Below are 24,284 nucleotides of genomic sequence, written 5' to 3' on the forward strand. Positions count from 1 at the left end.
TAATATGGCACAGTCTAACGAACTTCACGCTGTTGTGATTTCTCCAGAACGTACACTTTTTAGTGCATATGTTGATGCACTGATTGTACCAGGGGAAAAAGGACAGTTTGAAATACTTCGCAACCACGCTCCTCTCATTTCTTCTCTGACCACAGGCACAATAATATGCCGTGGAAACAATCCTTTTGAACTTCACATCGTTGGTGGATTTATAGAGGTTAAAGATAATGAGGTGACTCTGTGCGTAGAAGTTGACAATAGTCTATGATTAGAATTCTTCGTTTCGGATGTTTATTAGCATTGGCGCAGGTTATATTCGGAGTCATTCTTTTTTTTATTGAACAATGGACAATGAATGTCTCAAACTTTGAGATTGCCCGTTCAATAACACTGACTTCTGTGGTATATTTCTCCTTTACTTTGCTAGAGATGTCCATAACAAACGCGCTGAAAGACAAAGATTCCTCTTATTTCATTGGAGTAAATCTAGGTTTTTCTCTGCTGCGCATGATACTAACGATTGTGATTCTTTTTATATGCAAGCGGAATGATAGCTTTGACTTCGCGCTAATCTTCATCAACTTGGCAGCGTTTTATATTCTGACATTAGCTTTTTCTGCTTGGCATCGTACAAAATTGAGTACAAAATAGATTCGACTCATGACACATCGCATTAAATACAACTTATGGCTCTTCTTATTACTCGCATTTGGGCTTTTTCTGCCTAAAACAGCCTTTGCGTCATCTGAAGAACATAAAGGCGAAATCAATGTATCGGAGTTTGTCCTAGAACACCTAGCAGACTCTTATGAGTGGCATATCACAACTTGGGGCAACCACCATGTGTCCATCCCTCTCCCTGTTATTGTTAAGGGTGAAACATCTGGATGGCATATCTTTAGCAGTGAACGCATTAAAGAAGCTGCCAAAGAGGGGAAAGATTATCAAGGCTTTTTCTTCTCTCCTCAGCACCATAACAAGGTCTACGAACGCCTTCCCAATGGGGAGGTGGTTAAACCTTGGGATATTTCTATCACCAAAAACGTGATTGAGATTTGGCTCGTTGTTATTATCCTTCTGACAATCTTCTTGACATGCGCAAGATGGTATAAGAAACACGATAGCGTACGCCAAGAAGCTCCCAAAGGTTTTGTTGGTATGATGGAGATGTTGGTAATGGCAATTCATGATGATGTGATAAAAAGTTCCATTGGAGAAAAGCTTTATCGCCGATATGCGCCTTATCTCCTCACCGTGTTTTTCTTCATTTTCACGAACAATCTTCTAGGGCTTATCCCTATATTTCCTGGAGGAGCCAACGTGACGGGCAATATCAACATTACATTGTTCTTAGCAGTAGGCACGATGCTGATGGTAAACCTCTTTGGTAACAAAGAGTATTGGAAAGAAATCCTTTGGCCAAATGTTCCATTGTGGCTTAAAATTCCACCAGTGATGCCTGTAATCGAGATTTTTGGTATCTTTACTAAGCCTTTTGCTCTGATGATTCGTCTTTTTGCCAACATGATGGCAGGACACGCTATCATCCTCTCCTTTACTTTCGTGATTTTCATGACATGGCAAATTAGCACCACCATGGGGTCTATCTTCACAGTGTTTAGTTCATTACTCATGATTTTCTTGAACTGCCTTGAACTCTTGGTAGCATTCCTCCAAGCCTACGTTTTCACTCTACTCTCTTCTGTCTTTATTGGCTTATCTCTGCCCGAACACCACGAAGACTAAGTAGAAATAAGTCCTTTGTAGTTGTTGCTAATGCTATATAAGCATAACACTAGACCTACAAAGAGATATTCCTAAAGTAACAAACTCAAATAGAATAACTCACAAAACATTTACAACTATGATGTTATCACTTCTCGAAGCAACCACTGGTTTTGCTCAACTCGGTATGGCACTTGGTGCTGGTCTTGCAACTATTGGTGCTGGTCTTGGCATTGGTAAGATTGGTAGCTCTGCCATGGAAGCCATTGCACGTCAACCAGAAGCAGCAAGCAAGATTATGACCAACATGATCATCGTTGCAGCTCTTGTAGAAGGTGTTGCCCTCTTCGCTGTTGCAGCTTGCGCATTCCTCATCAAATAAATAGAATCCTCATTTCATCCAAAGACAAATAAGTATGGAGTCATGAACTTACCCTCCATCCTCACCCCTGATTTTGGACTTCTCTTTTGGATGTTGGTAGCTTTCGTGGCTCTCTTTCTCCTCCTCGCTAAGTTTGGATTTCCAGCTATCACGAATGCCGTAGAAGCACGCAAGAACTTCATTGATGAAAGTTTGCAGAATGCTCGAGCAGCAAACGAGAAGCTTGCTGGTATCCAAGCAGAAAGTGAGAAAGTGTTACGAGAAGCGCGCGAGAAGCAAGCTGAAATACTAAAAGAAGCAGCTGAAACTCGCAATGCCATTGTCGCGGAAGCCAAGTCACAGGCAGCAGAAGAAGGAGCTAAACTCCTTGCAGAAGCCAAGAAACAGATTCAGGTTGAGAAAGCCAATGCTCTGCTCGACATTCGTTCCCAGGTAGCTGACATCTCCATGCAGGTGGCAGAGAAACTCATGGGTCGCGAACTTGAAAAGAGCGAGGCACAGACCTCCTACATCAACGACATCCTTGATGATGTAGAGCGTAAGTAAATAGAGTGACTAGTTATATCACTCACAACCTAGTATTAAAACGATGAATACAGGAATCGTTGCCTCACGTTATGCTAAAGCTCTGCTTCGATTTGCAGAAGAAAATCAAGAGGAGTCTCGTGTATATCAAGAAATGCTTCAGCTACGTAGGAGCTTTCAACAGGTAAACACCTTAACAGCAGCTCTTCTTAATCCTATCTTCAGCAATGAAAAGAAAGTAGAGTTGCTTACTGCAGCTTCTCTTTCACCAGAATGCAAAGATGCATCAACGTCCACACGTCGATTTCTACAACTAGTTGTCGAGAAGAAGCGCACAGAAATGATGCCTTTTATCGCAACGTCTTTTGTACACCAATACGAACAGGCAAAACAAATCACCCGCGCAGAAGTAATTGTTGCACAGCCTATAACGGAAGCAACAGAAGAACGTCTTCGCAATATCGTTGCCAAACGTACAGCAGGAGTTGTAAATCTTGACGTTCGCATAGATCCAAGTCTCCGCGCTGGTTTCATCCTTCAATTTGATGATAATCGTATGGATGCAAGTCTACGTGGAAAAATAGAACGCCTGCGACATCAACTTCGTCTGCCAAGTCGTGCCCAATAAGGACATAGGCATTCTATCTTAAAAACTAAAAGAATATGCCCAACAATATCCAACCAGGTGAAGTGTCTGAGGTGCTTTTGCAGCAGCTCAAAGACCTTTCCGTAGACCAGAAATTTGAAGAAGTGGGCGTTGTCCTCACCATTGGTGATGGTGTGGCACGTATCTATGGCTTGACAAAAGCTACTGAAAATGAACTTCTCGAATTTGAGAATGGTGTAATGGCAGTAGCCATGAACTTGGAAGAAGACAATGTCGGTGCTGTGCTCCTTGGTTCCTCCGAAGGAATTAAGGAAGGTCAAAGCGTTAAGCGTACAGGTCGTGTAGCTTCCATTATGGTTAACGAAAACATGCTGGGGCGTGTCATCAATCCTCTCGGACAACCACTGGACGGAGGTGGCGACATAGAAGGCGAAAAGTACTTAATGCCACTCGATCGCAAAGCTCCAGGTGTGATTTATCGCCAACCTGTTACAGAGTCTTTGGCCACTGGTCTCAAGAGTGTAGACTCGATGATTCCCATTGGTCGCGGACAACGTGAGCTAATCATTGGTGACCGCCAGACGGGTAAGACAGCAATTGCCATTGACACGATTATTAATCAACGTGCTAACTTCGAAGCAGGTAATCCTGTCTACTGTATCTATGTAGCTATAGGTCAAAAGGCTTCAACCGTTGCCAATATCGTAAACATCCTCAAAGATAGAGGCGCGCTAGAATATACAACAATCGTGTCTGCTACAGCTGCAGAAAGTGCTGCATTGCAATACTATGCTCCAATGGCTGGTGCTGCTATCGGTGAATTCTTCCGTGATCGTGGTAAACACGCTTTGGTTGTGTACGATGACTTGTCTAAACAAGCCGTTGCTTATCGTGAAGTATCTTTGATTCTTCGTCGCCCTTCTGGTCGTGAGGCTTATCCTGGTGACGTCTTTTATCTCCACTCACGTCTTCTAGAACGTGCAGCAAAGATTAACAACCAACAAGAAGTAGCAGAGCAAATGAACGATCTTCCTGAGTCTCTCAAAGGCTTAGTGAAAGGCGGAGGCTCACTAACTGCACTTCCCATTATTGAGACTCAGGCAGGTGACGTATCAGCATATATTCCTACCAACGTAATTTCGATTACAGATGGACAGATTTATCTTGATACAAACTTGTTTAACCAAGGTTTCCGTCCTGCAATTGACGTCGGTATCTCTGTTTCTCGTGTCGGTGGTTCTGCCCAGATTAAATCTATGAAGAAGGTGGCAGGTACCCTGAAGATTGACCAAGCGCAATATCGCGAACTTGAAGCCTTCGCTAAGTTCTCTAGTGACATGGACGCGGTTACTGCTATGACAATTGACCGTGGTCGTAAGAATAATCAGCTGCTCATACAAGCACAATACAGTCCAATGCCTGTTGCGGAGCAAGTTGCTATTCTTTATTGTGGAACAAAGGGACTACTGTCACAGGTACCTCTTGAGCATGTCAGAGATTTCCAAGAGCAGTTCCTTAACGTTCTACGCGCCTCCCACAAGGATAGCGTTCTTGCAGGCTTAGCAGCAGGCCAACTTACGGACGAGATTGAAACCACCTTGAAATCGGTTGCTGCTGATGTTACAGCACAATATGCCTAAACAACGCGACCAGCACATAGATTTATGGTGAGAAATTCACCATAAATCTTAGCTGAGTCACAACCCTACTCTTTTTATGGCCTCACTAAAAGAAGTAAAAACCCGAATATCTTCTGTCAATAGCACACGAAAGATTACTAGTGCCATGAAGATGGTGGCCAGTTCCAAGTTGCACCACGCACAACAGGCCATTGAACAAATGCGCCCTTACGAGGAAAAGCTCAGTGGCATTATGTCTACTTTTGTTTCCTCGCTAGAAGGCACTATCAGTTCACCATTCGCAGAAGAGCGAGAGATACAACGAGTGGCTGTAATTGTGTTCTCCTCTAACTCTAGTCTTTGTGGAGGATTTAACGGTAACACACTTAAAAAGACCAAGCAAACCCTTGATAGTTTCAGAAAACAAGGGATTCAAGTAACCAAAGTTTACCCTATTGGTAAAAAGATCACAGAAGGACTACGCAAAATAGGTTATACTCCTGCGTGCGATTTGTCTTCCTGTCTAGATCATCCCCAATACGCCCCTATTGCAGCCCTTTCAACTGAAATTATGGAAGGGTATGCTAAAGGCGAAATAGATAAGGTGGTTTTGATTTATCATCATTTCAAAAGTGCTGGTAGCCAAATTCTCACTGAAGAACAATTTCTTCCCATTAAATTTCCTAAAGGTGAAGCTGAAGACCAGAATCTCAACTTCTTAGTTGAGCCTCATCCACAACACCTTCTTGAGAAACTCATCCCACAATCGCTTCACCTCAAGCTCTACTCAGCAATGCTTGATAGCCTTGCTTCAGAACATGCAGCCCGGGTAATAGCAATGCAAGTGGCTACAGACAACGCTGATGAATTACTCCGTCAGCTGACTCTGCAATATAACAAGTCACGCCAACAGGCGATTACTGCAGAACTACTAGACATCGTTGGTGGTTCCTTGCAATAATCCGACAAAAAAATTAGAACAAACATTGAGTGGGAGAAAGCTATAACCACAAAAGCTATAGCTTCTCCTATTTTTAGGCTAATGCTATCGAGCTATTTGTGTCCTATTTAGCACAACATAGAAACTATTAGCTTGATTGGGCTTTAGAAAAGGGACTATATTGTTGAGAACTACATATTACGTACAGGAGGTTGTAGCCACACATATTGCATTATAGGGACTATGCATTTCAGACTTTAGACGACGCAGCACTCCGATTTATAGAAGAAGCGATTTACTCACCATAAGGAAAAAACAAACATTCGGCATGGATCAAGCTATCACTCTTTTTTTCAATGGCAGTCATTCACTCTATCTTGACGCCTTTGCTTGGAGTGCCACTCACATCCAGGTATGGATACCTTTTCTATTGGTTATAGTATATGTCTTATTCAAGGAACACGACTTTGCCCACTTCTTTTTTATTATAGGAGCTGCTATTTTTTGTGTAGTTATCTCCGATCAAGTAGCCTCTTCTATATTCAAACCCTTAATAGCTCGTTGGCGTCCCACTCATAATCCTCAGATTATGCACTTAACAGATATCGTAGCAGGTTATCGTGGAGGTTACTTTGGTTTTTTCTCTTCTCATGCAGCGAACACATTTTCCATCGCAACTTTTCTATCTTTAATCTTTCGCGATCGTAATGTCTATATTTCGCTTTTTTGTTGGGCATTACTCAATTGTTGGACAAGAATATACTTAGGAGTACACTATATGACAGATTTACTCGTAGGTGCGTTATGGGGAAGTATGATTGCATTTCTTGCTTTTCGTGTATATAGACACTATTTTAATGATGCAACTACATATGAGTATCCAAGAAAGGTCCTCAACTATATTCCTTTAGTCTTTATTATTACGCTTTGTATACTAGCTACACCTTGGCGATTAATCTATTAGAAGACTAAGAAGCGGACATTCGCGAATCGATTTGATTTACATACAATTTATCTTATCACTTTCAACTTTATATAACACAACTTACTAAACAACTTCAAACAATGGAATACCACGCTCACGAGGTTCTTGGTATGATGCTGGGACAAACATTTACTGATGCTTCCCTTATCAGTGCTATGCACAATACCTTTGGCAATGATGCCAAATATTACAGCTGCAGCCAAAATGACATGACTGCAGAACAGCTGATAGCTTTTCTTAAATCCAAAGGAAAGTTTGTAGAAGTAGATGGCGGATATACAGTAAACACAGCTCCTGGAGGTAGCTGTGGCCATTAATTAGCTGAGAGTGTGTATTAGGAGTTGTAGGTTCTCTAATTGTTTGCAAATGCTGCAATATGAAAAATAGAACGCTACTATTACTGCTCTTAGAGATTACCCCCACACTCTACAAAACAAAACGTCTCTAGTCTTTCGACTAGAGACGTTTTTAGTAATACCCTATAAAGCAAGACAACTAAAACCGCTTGATAAAACGATCTAACTCTCTTTTATCATCACGTTCACGAATAGATGCACGTTTATCAAACTCTTTCTTACCTCTACAAAGAGCTATTTCTAATTTGGCCAATCCATTATCATTGACAAACAGCACCAATGGTACAATGGTGTAACCAGGAGACAACGTATCATTTCTCAGATTATTAATTTCTTTCTTATTGAGTAATAACTTACGATCTCTACGTGTTGCATGATTATTATAAGTTCCATAAGAATACTCTGCCACATACATATTCTTTACCCACAACTCTCCACTATGGATAAAGCAAAATGTATCTACTAATGAAGCCTTTCCCTCACGGATACTCTTAATCTCCGTACCAGTTAATACGATACCAGCCGTGTACTTATCGATGATCTCATAGTCAAAAGTTGCTCGCTTATTCTTAATGCGTATGCGTTGTGGCTTAATCTTTCCACCTTTTTGTTTACTCATATTTATCTATCTCAATAAAATCAAGGAGATGCTCATCTACATAGTGCGCTACGCGCGTTGTATATTCTTCTTCATGCTCCATAAACTCATCATCTAGGTCATCGAATTCAGGAAAACGCTCATAAAGGGCCATGAATTCTTCATCAGAACATGGCTTTTTAATGTCCTCACCATGTAATTCATAAAGCTCACGAGCTTTGTATATTAATTTTGATAACTCCTTCAAACCCCACAAACGCATAGCCTTAGCAAAAGGGTTCAGAAAGAAAAAGTCACCATAACCATTATAGATTAGCTGAACAAATCCACCATCACACAGTTCATCTCGAAGCAAAAGATATGCCCATAATGTTGTCTGTTCTCCTGACAATTTTGACATCGCCTCCCCCGTCAATTCTTCTCCCAGCTCATTTTGAAATGCCTGAATTAAAACCTGAAGAAACTCATCCATTCCAGTCTCAGCAGCTGCACGTAGAGCAGTGTCTTTTACAATGATCTTCATGATTTACCTTATATTGTATACCTACTTATTCAACTTTACCTAAAAACAGAGCCTTGTCAAAAACAAAATAGCAGAGCAGCTCTTAAAATATTCTACTACAAAGATAATGAAAAGCCAGCATTCCCACCCTCTATTACTCAAAAAAATCGTATCTTTGTCACCAAGCATATAATTTTCTCTCTGTTCGAATAATGAAATTTGTCAAAGACCTGCATGTAGATAGCATTGACTTCTTAAGAGAAGACTACATTTTACTTCGATTAGTTGATCCTGACCAAGCCCTTCCTCCTATGCTTCCTGGGCAGTTTGTTCAAATAGCAATAGATGATTCCTCTACGACTTTTCTTCGTCGTCCTATCTCCATCAACGATGTAGATGTCGAGAAGCATAGCATAGTTCTCCTTATCCATATGGTCGGAGATGGTACAAAATCGCTAGGCAAACTCCGTAAAGGACAGACGCTAAACTGCATATACCCTCTTGGAAATGGATTTACAGTACCCCCAATATCCGAGGGAAAAAAGAAACTCCTCCTCATTGGTGGCGGAGTTGGTACTGCGCCAATGTTGCTCTACGGTCGTCAACTTTTTGAAGCTGGTCACGAACCCGTCTTCTTATTAGGTGGTCGCTCACAAAGAGATTTACTAGAACTTGATCGCTTTTCAGCTTTTGGCCGAGTCTTTACTACTACAGAGGATTCTACTATGGGAGAAACAGGGTTTGTAACCCATCACTCAATCTGGAAGAAGGAGCAATTTGATAGTGTTGCTGCTTGTGGTCCTAAACCTATGATGCAAGCAGTTGCTAAGTTAGCTCGTGAATATGACACTCCTTGTTTTGTCTCTTTGGAGAATCTAATGGCCTGTGGCATTGGAGCTTGTTTATGTTGTATTGAAAAAACTGTTAAAGGAAATGTTTGTGTTTGTACTGAAGGACCAGTTTTCAATACTAACCAGCTAACTTGGGAATAAGATGACAAGCTATGTAATACTGCATAGTAGTATTTACTCCCAATTATGTACCATTAACCATAGGTTACACACTTCATTCTTGTGCTTTAGCATTACTCTTCTAATGTCTTATCTTTCAACATTCTCATGGCTCATCTCAATGTAAATATCGGCAATCTATCATTAAAAAATCCAGTTCTCACAGCATCAGGTACATTTGGCTATGGATTAGAATTTGCAGACTTTATTGATTTAAATCGTTTAGGCGGATATGTTGTGAAAGGTACTACTCTACTTCCTCGCCAAGGAAATGATTATCCTCGCATGGCAGAAACAGCACAAGGTATGCTCAACTGTGTAGGGTTACAAAATAAAGGCGTTGATTATTTTGCAGAGAATATCTATCCTCAGATTAAAGATTTTGATTCTGCAGCTATAGTCAATGTTAGTGGTTCTACACCTGAGGACTATGCAGAATGTGCAGCTCGAGTGGCAGTATTAGAGAATATTCCTGCCATAGAACTAAATATCTCTTGTCCCAATGTTCATGATGGCGGCATGGCTTTTGGGGTTTCTTGCTCAGGAGCAGCATCAGTAGTGAAAGCTGTGAGAGCTGTTTATCCCAAAACACTCATAGTGAAACTATCCCCCAACGTAACGGATATCGCAGAAATCGCGCGTGCAGTAGAAGCAGAAGGTGCTGACTCTGTTTCGCTCATAAACACTTTAATGGGTATGAGCGTAGACATAGAACGTCGTCGCAGTAATCTTAGTATTGGTACAGGAGGATTATCGGGGCCATGCGTAAAGCCAGTTGCACTGCGCATGGTATATCAGGTAGCAAAAGCAGTAAATATTCCAGTCATTGGGCTTGGGGGTATTATGAACGCGACTGACGCCATTGAGTTTATAATGTGTGGTGCTACGGCCATTCAAATAGGAACAGCTAATTTTATAGACCCTGCTGTCACAATTAAAGTTATAGATGGCATAAATTCTTGGTGTGACACCCATGGTATTAAAGACATCCATGATATCATTGGGGTCATCTAATATAGATTCGTAAGTTATTATATTTCAACCAAAGCCATCCCTTCTGCGCTAAATGTGGAAGGGATTTTTATGCCATTGTCGAGAGAAAGTTGTACCTTTGTCATAGGTAATCTTCTCAGATTGCACAAAATTTCTGCACAAAGCACTCCACTAAATGATAGACCGAAGTACCATAGATAGAATCATGTCTGCTGCCGACATCGTAGATGTTGTAGGAGAATTTGTAACTCTGCGTCGCTCGGGTGCCAACTACAAAGGTCTTTGCCCCTTCCACGACGAGAAGACGCCCTCCTTCATGGTGTCGCCTTCTAAACAACTGTGTAAATGCTTCAGTTGCGGCAATGGGGGAAATGTAGTTAAGTTTGTCATGCAGCATGAGCAGATGACCTATCCTGAGGCACTTAAGTGGCTGGGACGTCGCTACGGTATCGAGGTGAAAGAACGCGAACAGACGGCCGAACAAAAAGCCGCTGCCACCGCCCGGGAAGCCATGTTTGTAGTTAATGACTGGGCACGCGACTATTTCGTCGAAACGCTGCACAACAATGTGGATGGTCTGGCCATCGGAATGAGCTACTTCAGACGAAGAGGGCTACGTGACGACATCATCCGAAAGTTTCAACTGGGATATGCACTCGAACAACGTGATGCACTGGTGCAAAAGGCAAAGGCCAAAGGATTTGATGATAGATATGTGATACAAACAGGTCTATGCTATCGCACTGATGATGGACGACTCCTCGATCGCTACCACGGACGTGTCATATTTCCAGTACACTCTGTATCGGGACGAATCGTGGCCTTTGGTGGACGCATACTAAATAATGAGCAAAAAAACGTAGGAAAATACGTGAATTCTCCAGAATCGGAGATCTATTCCAAAAAACGTGAACTCTATGGCCTATACCTTGCAAAACAAGCTATCGTCAAACATGATCGTTGTTATCTTGTAGAAGGGTATCTTGATGTCATCTCCATGCACCAAAGTGGAGTGGAAAATGTTGTAGCCTCCAGCGGAACTGCTCTCACCCCGGAACAGGTGCGTCTCATCCACCGATTCACAGACAATGTAACTGTGCTCTACGACGGTGATGCTGCTGGCCTCCATGCTTCACTGCGCGGCATAGATATATTGCTCTCAGAGGGACTTAATATCAAGATTGTACTGCTACCAGAAGGGGAAGACCCCGACAGCTACGCTCAAGCCCGCACACCAGAGGAGTTTAAAAAAGATCTAGAAGAGCGAGAGGAGGACTTCATAGAGTTTAAAACCAAGCTGCTACTCAAAGATGCGGGAAGAGATCCTATGAAGCGGGCAAATGTGATTACAGACATCACACACAGCATAGCAGTAATCCCTAGCGATATTGTTCGCCAAGTATATATTCACGATCTTGCAGGGCGTCTTAGCATTGATGAATCAGCCATCGTAAACGAAGTAGCAAAAGAGATCCGCAAGATTAAAAATGGAACGCTTACGCGTTCACATCCTAACACATCTTTCTCTTCCCAATCATCAGCGACAGTTGAAACTCCTGAACAGGGACAGCAGCCTTCAGCCTCCATTGGAGTGCCATCCATTGATTCAGAGATAGAATCTCACTCCGAGGATATTCGTGAGACCACTCACGAGGCAATCTCACCATCTACCTTGGCAGCTACCGCGCCCGATAGTCTAGTTTCAGCGAAGAGCACAGAGTTGAGTTTAGGCGATAGTGAAGCTCATAAACACCTCATAGCTTGCGAACGTCAACTTGTACAGCTTGTAATCCGCTATGGACAATTACCAATCATAGCACCACACACAGCTGTTGAAACACCTTGGAGTACATCTCGTGAAGTAGAATCAAGCATCGTTGACGACAGTCCTTTAGTTGCTCCCTACATATTAGAAGATCTCTCATCTGACAATATTCTTCTTCAAGTCAAAAAACACCAGCAGATATTAGAAGAAGCAGCTCAGCAAACTCTTTCTAATCTTGAGTCATTTAATTCTCGCACATACTTTATTACGCATCATGATCCAGAAATTAATCGCCTAGCAGCTGAACTGGCTGATGATCGCTATCCCCTCTCCATGGAACAACAAAAAGTATTTGTTCCTGAAGAAAAACGTCTAGTTGAGATTGTTCCAAGAGTAATCAACGACTACAAACATGCAATTATAGGAGTCCAAAAAGAAGAAGTACTTAGAGCACTCAGACAACCAGTACTGTTACATCAACCAGATAAGATGAATGAGCTACTCAAGAAACTCATTGACATCAATGAAATTGAAAAGCAATTTGCTAAAGTACTCGGAGACCGTGTGCTTGTACGGTAGAGTCTTATTTAAGAGGTTGAAATACAGCAACAAACTTGTACGTTTATAGTACAACCGCCATCATAGCAATAATAATATATATTGCTATCCGGTAAAAAATTTCTGATTATAAAAATTAGGCTGAAATCTGCAAGAGGGTTTCAGCCTATTTTGTTACTTTGCTTGTTACCCCCAAAACGATAGTGTCCAATATTTGTGTGTAAGATTCCTAAAAGGATGAGTGAGCAGTTTGGCTGAAAGAGCTAAATCCCCACCCTCGGAACCATCATTATTTGATTAGGGGCTTGCTTTTTGAAAAAGAAAGCCCGAAGTCCTATTCTATAGGGCTTCGGGAAGCTTTTTAGTGCCGTTTGGAAGTTTACCGAATAGCAATAATTTGCAAGCCAAGTAGAGTCGATGCCGATTCAATTCTCGACTATCATTTGTTGTAACAACGAATGTTTCAAGTCTTCTGCTTTAAACTATAAAGCCCTACTTCGCCCCAACATAAACAGGTCTAATACAATTACCTTTGGTACCATCATCTCCTTGATAGTCTCCATAGAGGCCATCACGGTCGGCAGAGATGAATGCTCCCCAACTGTCATTGTCTTCCCATACTTTACCTACCCAATAGTAGGCACCATAACCAACATTCTTCAGCACTCCTTGCTCATAGCGCGATCCTGCACAAGGGAAGAAAACACCCTTTGCAATCTCCTCAGACGTCAAAGGCTTCGCTATACGGATGTTTCTTTCAGGCACACCATTAGTTGGGTTGGTTGCAAGAAATCCATATATTTTCAAGCCATCAGTTTCCACATATCCGTACTGCCATGATGCATCATTGATGAGGGCAAGCGACTCTTTGCGAGAAGGCAAGCGATACTCTCCCTTTGTTGCCCAAAAAGCAAGGTCGCCAAAAGCAGCTTTCTCAAAGTCGGTTGTCTCATTTTGCATTTTTGCGTCCACATAGAGCTTACCTTCAAAGTAAGTATTGGCTGTGCCACCGTGAGTATCGTCAATTGCTAAAGCATTTGCGCCTACGACTCCCATGTTGAAGTGGTCCACTTGATCGGCAGATTGAGGGATTTTACTGCGACTGCCTTCTACGCTAACTCCAGACACAGGATTAAAATAATCCCATTGATGAGCTGCGATTTTCCAAGTACCTTTATCGTATTGTAGATTACCCGTCGCCCATTTCACTCCAGCTACTTCCACAAACTTGGGAGTAGCGGGCTGTGGAGTGGGTGTTTCATTTTCATCCACTGTGATTTCTTTAATGTCTTCCATTGGGAATGCAACCACCGTACCGTCAGTTTTCAGCACTTTCACGGTATAGGTTTGCGCTTGCATAGCCATTGCCATACAAGCAGCAATCAGAGAGAGTAATATTTTCTTCATAGTTTGAATGATGTAAATTAGAATATTTCCTTGTGATTATCAACTTTTACCAATAACCAACGGCAGCCAGAGTCTATATTCAGCTTTTAATATGAGGTATTCATCGTTTCTGGCACACAAATATAGAAGTCAGAACGGCCCAACTGCCCCTCGTCTAAAGCCTCCACACTCTCCTGTCGCACAGCAGTTACGAGCGCAATGCGTAGCTGAGGGCAATAACGCAATAATTGTTCGATGATGCCTTTGCGAAAATCAGAATGATAGCTCCCGTTGAAATGAACAAAGTGAATATTATGTTGCCAGTTTTGGGCTATATTCCAAGCCATTGTTGCATCCTTCAAAGCTTGCGCTTCAACATAATGCCCCCTATTGGAGTGCCTCGCCATAGCTCCCATCACTTCAAAGGCCTTTTCTGCACTAGAATCGCGTTCCACATAAATAGGTAACGGAGGTAGATAAGCTCGCGATGCACTAGAAAGACTATCCAACCAAGTAAGTCCATGCTCCTTTACAACATTCGCATAGCGACGAGGGACATTAGTTGCAATAAAAGGTAGTTTATTATCGTAGGCAATAGAGAGCAAAGGCGCATAATCGGTAGAATGATTAGGCCACAAACGACATTCTGCCTCAAAACGATCCCCAGAAATACGACGCTGCAGGTATTCGTCAAGAATAAGCTGGTTGTCCGACTCAAACATCTCGGCTCCCACCATTACATTTTTCCCAAAACGATCCACAAAAGTCTGAAGCACATTTTGCTCCATCCAGTGTGTAATGGGGCAATTGTGCATTTCACCAAAGAAAACAACGTCAGCGCGCGACAGACTATCTATCATCGCATCATACGTAGTGGACTTTCCATTATGATCAAACAAAGTGTAGGCCTGAGGTTGCTGGGCATACACTCCGCAAGTAAAGAGAAAGGTAAGCAGTATAAGCAGTTTACGCATATATTATAGAGATAAAAAGGTAATTAAATCTGAAATTTGAACTGATTATTCAGCAAGGAAAAGCCAATGTTCCTGTTGGATGAGGACCTGGAAGCCACGTTGCACGTCTTCTGGCCGTATGCTTTCCAAGACGTCCTCATATCGATTGAAATCCTCTAGACTTTCTTCGTTTTTAATCAAGCGTTCTATTGCCGTTCTCCAGGCTGCAGCATCGTCTGGTGCCAGTTCATCATTCTTGGCAATAAGGAAAGGACGTTTCAATTGCGCCAATTCTGCTTCACTCAAAGGCACTTGTTTGAGATTCTTCTCTATTTCAGTCATCACCTCCTGAATTTTCTTCCGTTGATGGGGTGCAGCGGTTAAACTAACATCCATCAGAAAGTGCGCCCATGGGCTAGCATCATAGAAAAGCGACACATAAGGTGAATAGACTAAGCCTTCTTTTTCCCTTACAATCTCAATGACGCGCTGTCTAAGAGCATCACGCATGAGTTTCAGTACGAGGGAAGAGCGCAATCCAGGCTCATATTGTCCACTCCAAAGTCGTTCGATGCGCAGCAATTCAGTTTTATCTCCTGCATTATCTGAAAATTGCAGCCAAGTTTCAGCAGTTTGGCTAGGTGATGTCCAAGGTCTTTGAGTGGTATATTGAGGATGTGCCGCAGGAAGTTGACTAAAAACAGCAGCAATGCACTTGAGTTCTTCTTGAGCATCAAAAGTTCCCGTCACGATGATGGTCGTGTGTTCAGTTGGTGCATAGAGGTGATGATAAAATGCAGCTATATCGTCCAACTTCATTCGCTTCAAATCCAAGCTGTCTGGCTCCTTTGCTGTAAAAGGTAGCACATGACCAGCCCATTTATCCACTTCTTGGTTGATTAAATGCTCTGGCGAACGATGAAGCATACGTGACAAAGTTGTTTCTTTGCCTTGCTGCTCTAAAAGTTCTTGACGCACATCTTCAAAATCATTGTAACGCAACTCTGGATAAAGCCACTTTTCGCGCAAGAAATTGTAAAACAACCGACTATTCTTTGTGGCAGTTTGTCCCAAAAATCCGTGCCAATGGTGCTCCATTGAGGTAATCAACGTGATGCCGTGCGCCATTTGAAAATCTGGCAAGGCTTCAGCTGGTAGGCTTCTCGTACCTCCCATATCCATATATCCTGCAGTACCTTCTAAAAGATTATACTTTTCAATAGGGATACTGGCAGTACCTTGAGGAGCAATGACGCTGATGTGCATCAAGCTATCGGCAGAAGGCGTTGGCTTAAGCACAATGCGCAGTCCATTCTTCAACCGAGCATCAGTTATTTTGAGGTTGGAATAGAACTTTTGTTCCACTACCATACGCTCATCGTAGGCTGGAAATGTAGAGAATTCCTTAGGAATCTTCACTTCCTGCGAAGCTGTCTCCGCCACTTCTCGATATTCATAGTAAGGACGACGGCCCCGCGTGCCTTTCTTCCAAAACCATTCCCAAAGTTTACTGCGCTCAGCTTCTGACTCCTCGGATTGTTTAATTCGATTTGTCCTAACGGCAACCAACATACTTTGGTCAGCGGCTTGCATCCATCGCTTGAGCATCCGCTGCAAATCAGCACTTGTCGTTTCATCGACACCAGTTATCAACTGTTGCCACTGGAGAGAATCCGAAAAATAGCGATCACCTACAACAGCATAATCGATGAAATCATCGCACCACACCGCAGAACTACGAGCACGCATGGGATTCTTCTGCTGCATAGATGCGATAAAGTGTCGTTTGGCGCTACGCAATTCTGGACCACACCAACCATCAGTAACCATTTGTTGGAATGCCATCGCGACTTGTCGAACACTATCTCGCAAACTTTGTACATCTGGAGCTCCCACACTCGTTGTGAAGTGATTTACATTGCCGAGATACCATGCATCACTCAAAGAACTTCGCATACCCAAAGCACGGAGTCTGCGTTCAGCCAGCAGCATTAGTAGTTTTCCTCGCTGTATTTCAAGGGCATCTCCCATAGTGCGCTGGGGATTAACGCGATGAGGCACAATGAGCTCAGCAGAAGTGCTAGAAATGAGTTCATCGTGCAACACCATCACTTGAACTCCCTTATCATATTTGAAAGGAGAGATGTCATCAGACGAAGACTTTGCAGGAATCTTTCCAAAGACATTCTTCACCTTCTCCTGAAGTTTATCTGCATCTATCGCACCTACAACAATGAGTGTTGCACGATTAGGGTTATACCATTGTGTATAAAACTGACGCAACCCCTCAGACGTGATTAAGGACACCTCATTTGGCGTCCCAATAGGCAACCTTGCATACGCTCCTTTTCCATGTTTTAGCGAAAAGAAATCATCATTCGTGTTGTAGGCTCTAATTTCTTCTTGAATGATTCCCTTCTCCTGTTCCACCTTTTGGGGCAAAATGCTAATTTTATCCAGCCATTCTGCCACCATCGGTAAAGATTGCTCCAATAGCTCCATGTCATTGGGGAGCGAAGGCACAGCAGTTTGATAGACGGTTCGGTCATATCCTGTCATAGCATTGATGTCTTGACCAAACTTCATACCATGTTGCTCCCAAAAACTCACCATTTCTCGCTGCGGATAAGACTGAGTTCCTCCAAAAGCAAGATGTTCGATGAAATGCGCATGCCCATGTTGGTGAGTCTTCTCTGCAACTGATCCGACATTAAGCACAAGGCGTATTTCTGCACGTCCCGAAGGTTGTGCATTTGGCATCAGCATATAGCGCAAACCATTGGGAAGAGTTCCCGTAACAAGTTGCTTTGGCAAAGACACCAATGTGCGCGATTTGAAAGGTACACTCGCCCACCCCATCTGATTTCCTACCATCCATAAGGAACAACAAAGTAGGCACTTAGATAGATGGGAGGAAAGAAGAAGTCGAAACACAGAGTATCGAGATAAAAACATCGAAATTCATTATAATGTAGATCACAGAACTTTAGAATAACTCAGCCCTGATCTACTCAAACGTATGAGCCACGCTCTTACTCCTATGATAATTCCAGAGGAAATTTCATAGAAAGGCTCAACCAAAGGGAATAGACAGCTCCCCAAAAAACAACTTAGTGCTAAGGTTGTGCCACAACAAGAGTTGCTACACAGCCTTAGCCAAGGTATAGCTTGAATTTTAATCGTAGTCAATGTAGCAACGCGTGTAGCCCATGCCACCAGCGTCAAAGGAAAACTCAAAATGTAGCTTTCCAGTTTTGAAATCTACACTAGCCTTTGGAGCAATAAAGTTCTCAGCCTCATCATATTCATTTTTTTCAGACGAGGAAGTATTGAGATAATGCAAAGGATCTGGCGTTCCATCTTTACCGTCATTTGTGATTTCTGCCAATTCCTCCCAACGCTCAAGCGTTTGTTCTTTTACGATTTGCTGAGCTTTATCCCAAGTAGAGAAATAATACTGAAAAGGAATGCGACGTGTAGGGTCACCAGAGGCATCTTTCTGATCGGCTATAAAGTTCACAGAAGCATTAACTCCAGCATTCACATTACTAAAAGTCAAACCATCTAGCGCTACATTGAAGTCGCCAAAGCTATTTTTATGCCAATTAAGGATTTCCATCACCTTCTTGTAGTCTTCCCCTGCATCTTCGCCGTACCAAAACTCGTCGTTTCCAACGGTGAGTTGATACAACAGATAGCGCTGATAATTAGTCAGTCCTAGTGGATTATATGTCATTTTCAGCACAGGTTTCTCAGGAGTTGATTGTTCACTGAGGGTGATGATGGTAAAATCCTCTAGGTTACGTTCATAAGGCTGAGTGAAAGCTTGCATACTCTCATAACCTGGAAAGAATAAACGAGCATGAAGTTTCTTCACACCAAGCACCTTGGTGAGATCTATGCCGAGTTTCTCATGATAACCTTTGACAAGCTGCTGTTGTGCTACTGTGAGTTGTGGTGCTTCTAGCGCACGCACGACAACACTATCCACATCTGAAACAGCGTATTGAGCATCACCCACCATCAATTTACCATTATTAAGCGGTAAACTTTGGTCTTTGAGCGTTGAAAAATCCCACATCTTACTTGAGTTGGGCTGATACACACCAAGCGTCTGTGCTGACGATGCCCCAATACCACAAAGCAATATCATCGCTGCAATAAAGGTACGCTTCATCTTACAAAGATTTTAGTAGATTTATCTTTTACGCGGAGCACATACAAGCCATTAGTTGGTACGGTGCCTACAGTCTCAAATTGGGCACTACGCTGCACATGAGTAGAAACCAGCTGCCCATTGAGGGAATAAAGCGCTGAAACAGTGCCAACAGGAGCATTAACGAGCACCTCTTGACCTTGAAGTTGCCACAAAGCTTGTTGTTGAATAGGGCTAATTCCAGTGGGCACTACTGAAAGTTGGAGAGCGCCAAAAGTGGCGAGTGAAAAACTTTCTGTTTGACCATTTTGCGTGAAGTGAACCTTCCCATCTGAAAATGTAATCTTCAGGTGTTTAGCAGAGAAAGATTTAATTTCCTTGGTGCCATCAAGAAGTTTGATGACCCCTTCTTTGGTGTTTTTGTTGCTGTCTGCCGTTTGTGCCAAAGCTGGCACAGTAGAAAGCAATAGCAACAACGCTGCGTAAACTTTTTTCATATCGTGATTGTTTAAGTTGGTGCAAAGAAATGAACTGTAACTTCAGAGCTATGCTAAGAAGCTACGGGTGTTAGCTCTAACGATATCGGAGTTTTTTGAAAAAAACTCGGAGATTCTCAGAAAAATGTCAGAGGAATTTGGAAAAATGTCGGAGATTTTTTTCGGACTTCTCCCACATTCGTATCAATATCTCTGAGAATCATCAGAAAGCGGCAAACGCTATTCTCCTAATCTCAGACGCGGCCAACCAAAATTCTGTGTAGCACGGTCATTGTAGAGATATTCGCCCTTGGGAATTGGGAGATTCCAACGATAGTCGTTAGCTGAAATGCGTTGTTTGTTGGACTGCCCTTCATTCCAATGGCTCAGGAGCGTATGGCGATAGCGCTTTATATCGAAAAAACGCTCCCCTTCGCCAAGAAACTCTTGTTGTTTTTCTTGTAGAATGGCGGAAAGCAACGAATCGCCATCCAAGTTTGTGGCCAATAAAGGGGCTTTACGTTGACTTAGATAGTTATTCATCACGGCTATCGCTTCGGCAGCTTTGCCTTGATGTGCTAAGGCTTCTGCTAGTATGAAGTAAGCACCAGCTGTGCGGTACAAACTGACATAGTGCGTTTCGCCAGAGGCGCCACCATTCGTGCGAGACCAATTGACGGCATTGTACTTACCCAAGCAATGATTCATTTGCTTTAAGGGAGACTCTGGCAATTTCTTGTCAAAAGCAGTGACATCACGTCGCAAATCAGTCTGACCGAAACGAGAAAGCACGGCTGGATTTACCGTGAAACAATCCCCTGTTTGTCGGTCATACACGATTTCCGTATAGAAATATCTGTTGATGTAGGGAGCAAAAATACGAGCACTGCACATATTACCTTGCCACAATTGTTGATACACCTCAGGGTTGAGAGAGAGAGTACCACCTTTTTGTTCTATCACTAAGCGAGCCCATCGCTCAGCTTCGGCAAAATCCCCTGCATATAACTCTAATTCCGCACGAAGATAGGCAGCTGCAATCGACGTGAACCAATGCTGTTCGTTGTTAGTCGAAGAAACTTCTGTTTTGTTTGGGGCGCTAAAACTTGCGAAAGGGGTACTGCGTTCGAGTATATTGCGAATACTATCGATGCTCTCTCCTACCGATAAGCGAGGAAAAGCCGACATTTGAAGATGATCTTTGAAGATGATGCCCGCACTATCAGAAGCTACAGATGGAATAGGCGCAAATGCTCGAAGCAACTGGAAGTAAGCATAAGCCTTTATACGTTGACTTTCTAAAGCTATGCTCTGAAGCTCAGTCGACTTAGGTAAAGAGTCAACTCGCTCTGCCACAGCATTCGCCACAGCAATGCTAGAATAATAGCGTGCCCACAAATCATTCGCCAGGTTTGTCAGTTCATCAGCATCAAAACTGGCGAGTTTCTGAAGCGAAGGACTGCTACGCAGTTTATAAGTGGGACGAAAATCATCACTCAGCACGGACCAAGTAAAATGCTCCAAAGGCAGATTTGCATAGGCTGTTGCCAAAAGCTCACGCGCAGTCTGAGCATTCACAACAGCATTGGGGTCTGCATATCGATTTTCATAAGGAACATCGAGAGAACAGCCTTGAAAACTCAAAAACAGTCCCAATAATACTGTGCCAACGATGAGAGAGGGGCGTTGGGACTTTGTACAACGCACACCAAACGATTGAGAGCCAAAGTAGAATTTCATCGAGACTAGTATTATAAGTTAGAACGTAAGATTGAGATTGAACGCAATGACAGGCTGCAATGTTCCCGATAGCCGTCCACTTTCTGGGTCGGATTCGGCATAACTCGTCAAGGTAAAGAGGTTGGAAGCCTGAACTCCACAATAAGCATACTGCACCACATAACCAATTCGCTGTAATAAGTTGCGCGGAATGCGATAGCGCAAAGAGAGCATCGACAATCTCAAATAGTCGCTTTTGCCAACATTGGTGGAGTTTGCGTATTGAAGCAAGGTCTGTGAGGCAGAAGAAACGAAGCGAGTGTGATAAACTTTGTTGGCATCTCCTTTGGTCCACCATGTTTTGTCAGTCATTCCTGCCACGGCATTGCGATACGCCTCATCGCTCATACGTGCATATTTGTAATTATAACGGCGCACGCCACCTGATACGTAATAAAAATCTGCATCGAGCGTGAAGGATTTCCACTCAAATGTCAGTCCAAACGTGCTGGTGTAAGGAGGTGTCGTAAAGCCCAAAGCTACAAAATCGCTGCGTTTGGGATTGTCGTGCAATTTCATTGGATTTCCTTGCGCCGAAATAAAATTAGGCAATCCCGAGTCTGGGTCAATCCCTGTTGAAGAAAGTCCATAAAGCACATCGTAAGGCTTTCCAACTTCAAAAACAGGCAAAGGATCACTATCGTTTAAGTAGAGACGATCTGTGAAATAGAGACTTACTACGCGATTTCTGTTGTAAGACAAAGAGGCGCGAGCCGACAAGCGTACATCTCCATGTGAGAGAATGCGATAGTTGGCGGAAATTTCATAACCCTCGTTGCGCAATACCCCAATGTTGCGCGTCATTGTTGTAAATCCATTACTAAGGGGAATGGGCACATCAAGGAGGGCATTGCTCGTTTGTCGACGATAGAGATTGAAATTGAACGAAAGTTTGCGCCACAATTCAAATGAAAGAGACGCATCATAAGTATCTGTATGCTCGGCTTTCAGTTGGGAATTATAAAGAGCTTGGAGTTTTAAGAGGCGTGTATCGGAATAGAACTCCGTGTTGTGGTAAGAGAAGGTGCCAATAGTCGCAGCAGACGACACTCCCGATAAATTTGCTGTTTGTCCCAAAGACACTCGCAGGTTGAGATTACTAACGATGTCTTGCGACTTTAGCCAATCATATTGTGTGGGTGTCCATCCTAAACCTACAGCCCATGCGGTGTTCCAACGATGGTTTGAAGGAAGTAGGGAAGATGCATCACGCTTGTAGCTTGCAAACAAGTCGTAGGTGCTCTGAAAAGAATAGCCACCCACGAAGCCTACACCGAATTGTCTGTTCCGCTCTGTCCCACTACTCACAGAAGGTTTACGATTGCCCGTTAAAGACTGATTGATGAGTGCTGCCGACATCTTGGTTCCTACTCCATATCCGGTTAAACTCGTATTGTCTAAATCGGACTGATAGGCATCGACATTCGCACCAAGCGTAAGATCATGCACATTGTTCCAGTTTCGGTTGTAGGTCAGGCGAACATTAGCGCTGAGATTTTGCTGCGTATCTTTGGATCGGCTGATGCGCCCACGTTCATTGGGGCGCGCACCACTCTCACGTTCGCTCCACGCAGTCGAAGGGGTGAAGTTTGTTTCTTCATTAAGCACGAAGTCCAAACCTGCCACTGCATCAAGACTTAGGTATTCCCAAGGCTTCAAATTGATAGAAGCATTGACGCCTCCACGCTTATCTCCTCCTGTTTTGCTATATTGGTGCAAAAGATCATCTAGAGTATAGTAGCTGCCTTTGTTACCATACGACCACAATTTGCCACTTCTGCTCTCGTAGGGGTTGAGCAGATAGACAAGATCAGAAGGAGATACGTCTGTGCCGTTGGGAGTTTCTATTTGACTATATCCCATGTCGGCTCCAACGGATGCGTATCCGATGCGTCCTATTTGCTGGTCAATCGACATCCTTGCCGTGATACGATTCGTGCTATTCCCAGGAAGACGCCCTCCTTGACTACTGAAATTGGTAGAAATGTAGTAAGACGTGACTTCATTTCCTCCACGTAAACTGAGGTTGTGCGATTGATAGAGATTTGGACGAACAAGTTCTTCAAACCAATCTGTGTCGATATTTGACAAACTGTCCAATACTCGTTGGCCTGCTGCAATGCGCTGCTCTAAATCTTGTGCAGTGGGATATGCTCTTCTTATATAGTCTGCGCTATAAAGATAGCCTGGTGCAAGAGGATTTTGCAATCTACGCTCAAACTCTAGCTTCTCTTTGGTGTGCATCATCTCTACTCCACGACGACCTTGCAAAGTTACTCCCAGATTCATACTGTAGGACGCTGTCAATCGTCCTATGGCATTGCCGCGCTTTGACGTAATTTCCACTACCCCATTGGCTGCTTTGATGCCGTAAAGTGCTGTTCCCACAGCGTCTTTCAACACCTTTATTTCGCTTATGTCATTGGGATTGAGTGTCAGAAAGGCATCAGAAGAAATCACTTTACCATCTAACACATACAAAGGTTCATTAGCGGCATCACCTCGTCGGAGTGAAGAATTACCACGAATACGAATTTGTGGTTTTTCGCCCAACTCTCCCCGATTGATAACGACCAAACCGGGCACGCTTCCCTGAAGTGCCATGGACATATCTATCATAGGCTTATTCAACAACAGCTTCATATTGACAGTTTGAACGACACCAGATTTAGCACGAATGTCAAGCGCATTGATGTTTGGTCGTGCAGTAACCACCGCTTCATTGAGCTTTCGTTCGGAAGGCTCCGAAGTTTGTGCATGAAGGGGCAGGATTATGCAAAAGAAACAGGGAATAGCGAGATGACGCATAAAGAAGTATTTCAGTGAAATGGGAGTAAAACACAGTCCCTCGTGAAAATGATGAGCAATCACAAGGGACATGGTTTTAGATGGTGCAAAGATACGGACTTCTCATTACTCTGAAAATCACTATATCTAGCGATTCTGCACCTAATTTGTAAGAGAAATCG

22 protein-coding genes are annotated in these 24,284 nt (G+C 43.1%); 13 read left to right on the forward strand and 9 right to left on the reverse strand.

Translation table 11 applies throughout. The annotated features are described in order from the left end of the window. Positions 1-4: 4 nt before the first annotated feature. The 10 genes from HMPREF9999_RS07260 to HMPREF9999_RS07305 all read left to right on the forward strand — a co-directional run bounded on the left by HMPREF9999_RS07260 (position 5) and on the right by HMPREF9999_RS07305 (position 7,100). Entirely contained in the window at positions 5-268 is a 264-nt protein-coding gene (locus tag HMPREF9999_RS07260; protein ID WP_009752054.1) for a F0F1 ATP synthase subunit epsilon, read from the forward strand. Then, the gene (locus HMPREF9999_RS07265; protein WP_009752055.1) at positions 265-651 is read left to right on the forward strand and encodes a hypothetical protein; all 387 of its coding nucleotides are present in this window, start codon (positions 265-267) and stop codon (positions 649-651) included. The genes HMPREF9999_RS07260 and HMPREF9999_RS07265 overlap by 4 nt, the downstream gene beginning before the upstream one ends. A gap of 9 nt (positions 652-660) precedes the next feature. Next, a complete protein-coding gene (gene atpB, locus HMPREF9999_RS07270) occupies positions 661-1,746 on the forward strand; it encodes a F0F1 ATP synthase subunit A (RefSeq protein WP_009752056.1) in 1,086 nt (361 codons plus the stop codon). Between the two features lie 118 nt (positions 1,747-1,864). Beyond that, positions 1,865-2,107, forward strand: coding sequence for an ATP synthase F0 subunit C (gene atpE / locus HMPREF9999_RS07275; protein ID WP_009752057.1), 243 nt, complete (start codon positions 1,865-1,867; stop codon positions 2,105-2,107). 42 nt (positions 2,108-2,149) lie between these two features. Further along, the gene (gene atpF / locus HMPREF9999_RS07280) at positions 2,150-2,653 is read left to right on the forward strand and encodes a F0F1 ATP synthase subunit B (RefSeq protein WP_009752058.1); all 504 of its coding nucleotides are present in this window, start codon (positions 2,150-2,152) and stop codon (positions 2,651-2,653) included. A gap of 43 nt (positions 2,654-2,696) precedes the next feature. Beyond that, positions 2,697-3,260, forward strand: coding sequence for a F0F1 ATP synthase subunit delta (locus HMPREF9999_RS07285; RefSeq protein ID WP_009752059.1), 564 nt, complete (start codon positions 2,697-2,699; stop codon positions 3,258-3,260). Positions 3,261-3,295: 35 nt separating this feature from the next. Then, positions 3,296-4,879 (forward strand): F0F1 ATP synthase subunit alpha, encoded by a 1,584-nt coding sequence (gene atpA / locus HMPREF9999_RS07290; protein WP_009752060.1) that lies wholly within the window; start codon positions 3,296-3,298, stop codon positions 4,877-4,879. A gap of 76 nt (positions 4,880-4,955) precedes the next feature. Continuing rightward, complete coding sequence (locus HMPREF9999_RS07295; protein WP_009752061.1) at positions 4,956-5,819, forward strand: F0F1 ATP synthase subunit gamma; 864 nt, start codon at positions 4,956-4,958, stop codon at positions 5,817-5,819. Between the two features lie 307 nt (positions 5,820-6,126). Then, positions 6,127-6,762 carry a phosphatase PAP2 family protein gene (locus HMPREF9999_RS07300; protein WP_009752062.1) on the forward strand — a complete coding sequence of 212 codons (636 nt, stop codon included), beginning with the start codon at positions 6,127-6,129 and terminating at the stop codon, positions 6,760-6,762. Between the two features lie 101 nt (positions 6,763-6,863). Next, the gene (locus HMPREF9999_RS07305) at positions 6,864-7,100 is read left to right on the forward strand and encodes a YecH family metal-binding protein (RefSeq protein ID WP_009752063.1); all 237 of its coding nucleotides are present in this window, start codon (positions 6,864-6,866) and stop codon (positions 7,098-7,100) included. A 178-nt stretch (positions 7,101-7,278) separates the two neighbouring features. On the opposite strand, the gene smpB is transcribed toward HMPREF9999_RS07305, so the two are convergent. Continuing rightward, positions 7,279-7,758: an SsrA-binding protein SmpB gene (gene smpB, locus HMPREF9999_RS07310; protein WP_009752064.1), complete on the reverse strand. Its 480-nt coding sequence runs from the start codon at positions 7,756-7,758 to the stop codon at positions 7,279-7,281. Further along, entirely contained in the window at positions 7,751-8,260 is a 510-nt protein-coding gene (locus HMPREF9999_RS07315; protein ID WP_009752065.1) for a DMP19 family protein, read from the reverse strand. The genes smpB and HMPREF9999_RS07315 overlap by 8 nt, the downstream gene beginning before the upstream one ends. 191 nt (positions 8,261-8,451) lie before the next feature. Here HMPREF9999_RS07315 and HMPREF9999_RS07320 point away from each other — a divergent pair, with 191 nt between their 5' ends. The 3 genes from HMPREF9999_RS07320 to dnaG all read left to right on the forward strand — a co-directional run bounded on the left by HMPREF9999_RS07320 (position 8,452) and on the right by dnaG (position 12,586). Further along, positions 8,452-9,231, forward strand: coding sequence for a dihydroorotate dehydrogenase electron transfer subunit (locus HMPREF9999_RS07320; RefSeq protein ID WP_009752066.1), 780 nt, complete (start codon positions 8,452-8,454; stop codon positions 9,229-9,231). Positions 9,232-9,357: 126 nt separating this feature from the next. Beyond that, positions 9,358-10,263 carry a dihydroorotate dehydrogenase gene (locus HMPREF9999_RS07325; protein WP_009752067.1) on the forward strand — a complete coding sequence of 302 codons (906 nt, stop codon included), beginning with the start codon at positions 9,358-9,360 and terminating at the stop codon, positions 10,261-10,263. Between the two features lie 154 nt (positions 10,264-10,417). Then, complete coding sequence (gene dnaG / locus HMPREF9999_RS07330; RefSeq protein ID WP_009752068.1) at positions 10,418-12,586, forward strand: DNA primase; 2,169 nt, start codon at positions 10,418-10,420, stop codon at positions 12,584-12,586. Between the two features lie 471 nt (positions 12,587-13,057). Here the strand turns inward: dnaG and HMPREF9999_RS07335 are convergent, their stop codons facing one another. The 7 genes from HMPREF9999_RS07335 to HMPREF9999_RS07370 all read right to left on the reverse strand — a co-directional run bounded on the left by HMPREF9999_RS07335 (position 13,058) and on the right by HMPREF9999_RS07370 (position 24,123). Beyond that, positions 13,058-13,972 carry a hypothetical protein gene (locus tag HMPREF9999_RS07335; RefSeq protein ID WP_009752069.1) on the reverse strand — a complete coding sequence of 305 codons (915 nt, stop codon included), beginning with the start codon at positions 13,970-13,972 and terminating at the stop codon, positions 13,058-13,060. An 86-nt stretch (positions 13,973-14,058) separates the two neighbouring features. Continuing rightward, the gene (locus HMPREF9999_RS07340) at positions 14,059-14,925 is read right to left on the reverse strand and encodes a ChaN family lipoprotein (RefSeq protein ID WP_009752070.1); all 867 of its coding nucleotides are present in this window, start codon (positions 14,923-14,925) and stop codon (positions 14,059-14,061) included. A 45-nt stretch (positions 14,926-14,970) separates the two neighbouring features. Beyond that, the gene (locus HMPREF9999_RS10000; RefSeq protein ID WP_009752071.1) at positions 14,971-17,778 is read right to left on the reverse strand and encodes a M16 family metallopeptidase; all 2,808 of its coding nucleotides are present in this window, start codon (positions 17,776-17,778) and stop codon (positions 14,971-14,973) included. Positions 17,779-18,079: 301 nt separating this feature from the next. Further along, positions 18,080-19,081 carry a DUF4929 family protein gene (locus HMPREF9999_RS10005; protein ID WP_009752072.1) on the reverse strand — a complete coding sequence of 334 codons (1,002 nt, stop codon included), beginning with the start codon at positions 19,079-19,081 and terminating at the stop codon, positions 18,080-18,082. Further along, the gene (locus HMPREF9999_RS07360) at positions 19,078-19,557 is read right to left on the reverse strand and encodes a hypothetical protein (protein ID WP_009752073.1); all 480 of its coding nucleotides are present in this window, start codon (positions 19,555-19,557) and stop codon (positions 19,078-19,080) included. The genes HMPREF9999_RS10005 and HMPREF9999_RS07360 overlap by 4 nt, the downstream gene beginning before the upstream one ends. 219 nt (positions 19,558-19,776) lie before the next feature. Further along, positions 19,777-21,276 carry a RagB/SusD family nutrient uptake outer membrane protein gene (locus tag HMPREF9999_RS07365; RefSeq protein ID WP_009752075.1) on the reverse strand — a complete coding sequence of 500 codons (1,500 nt, stop codon included), beginning with the start codon at positions 21,274-21,276 and terminating at the stop codon, positions 19,777-19,779. 18 nt (positions 21,277-21,294) lie between these two features. Continuing rightward, positions 21,295-24,123, reverse strand: a complete 2,829-nt coding sequence (locus HMPREF9999_RS07370; protein ID WP_198144634.1) for a SusC/RagA family TonB-linked outer membrane protein — start codon at positions 24,121-24,123, stop codon at positions 21,295-21,297. Between the last annotated feature and the right edge of the window lie 161 nt (positions 24,124-24,284).

This window comes from Alloprevotella sp. oral taxon 473 str. F0040 (genome assembly GCF_000318095.2).
Lineage (GTDB): Bacteria > Bacteroidota > Bacteroidia > Bacteroidales > Bacteroidaceae > Alloprevotella.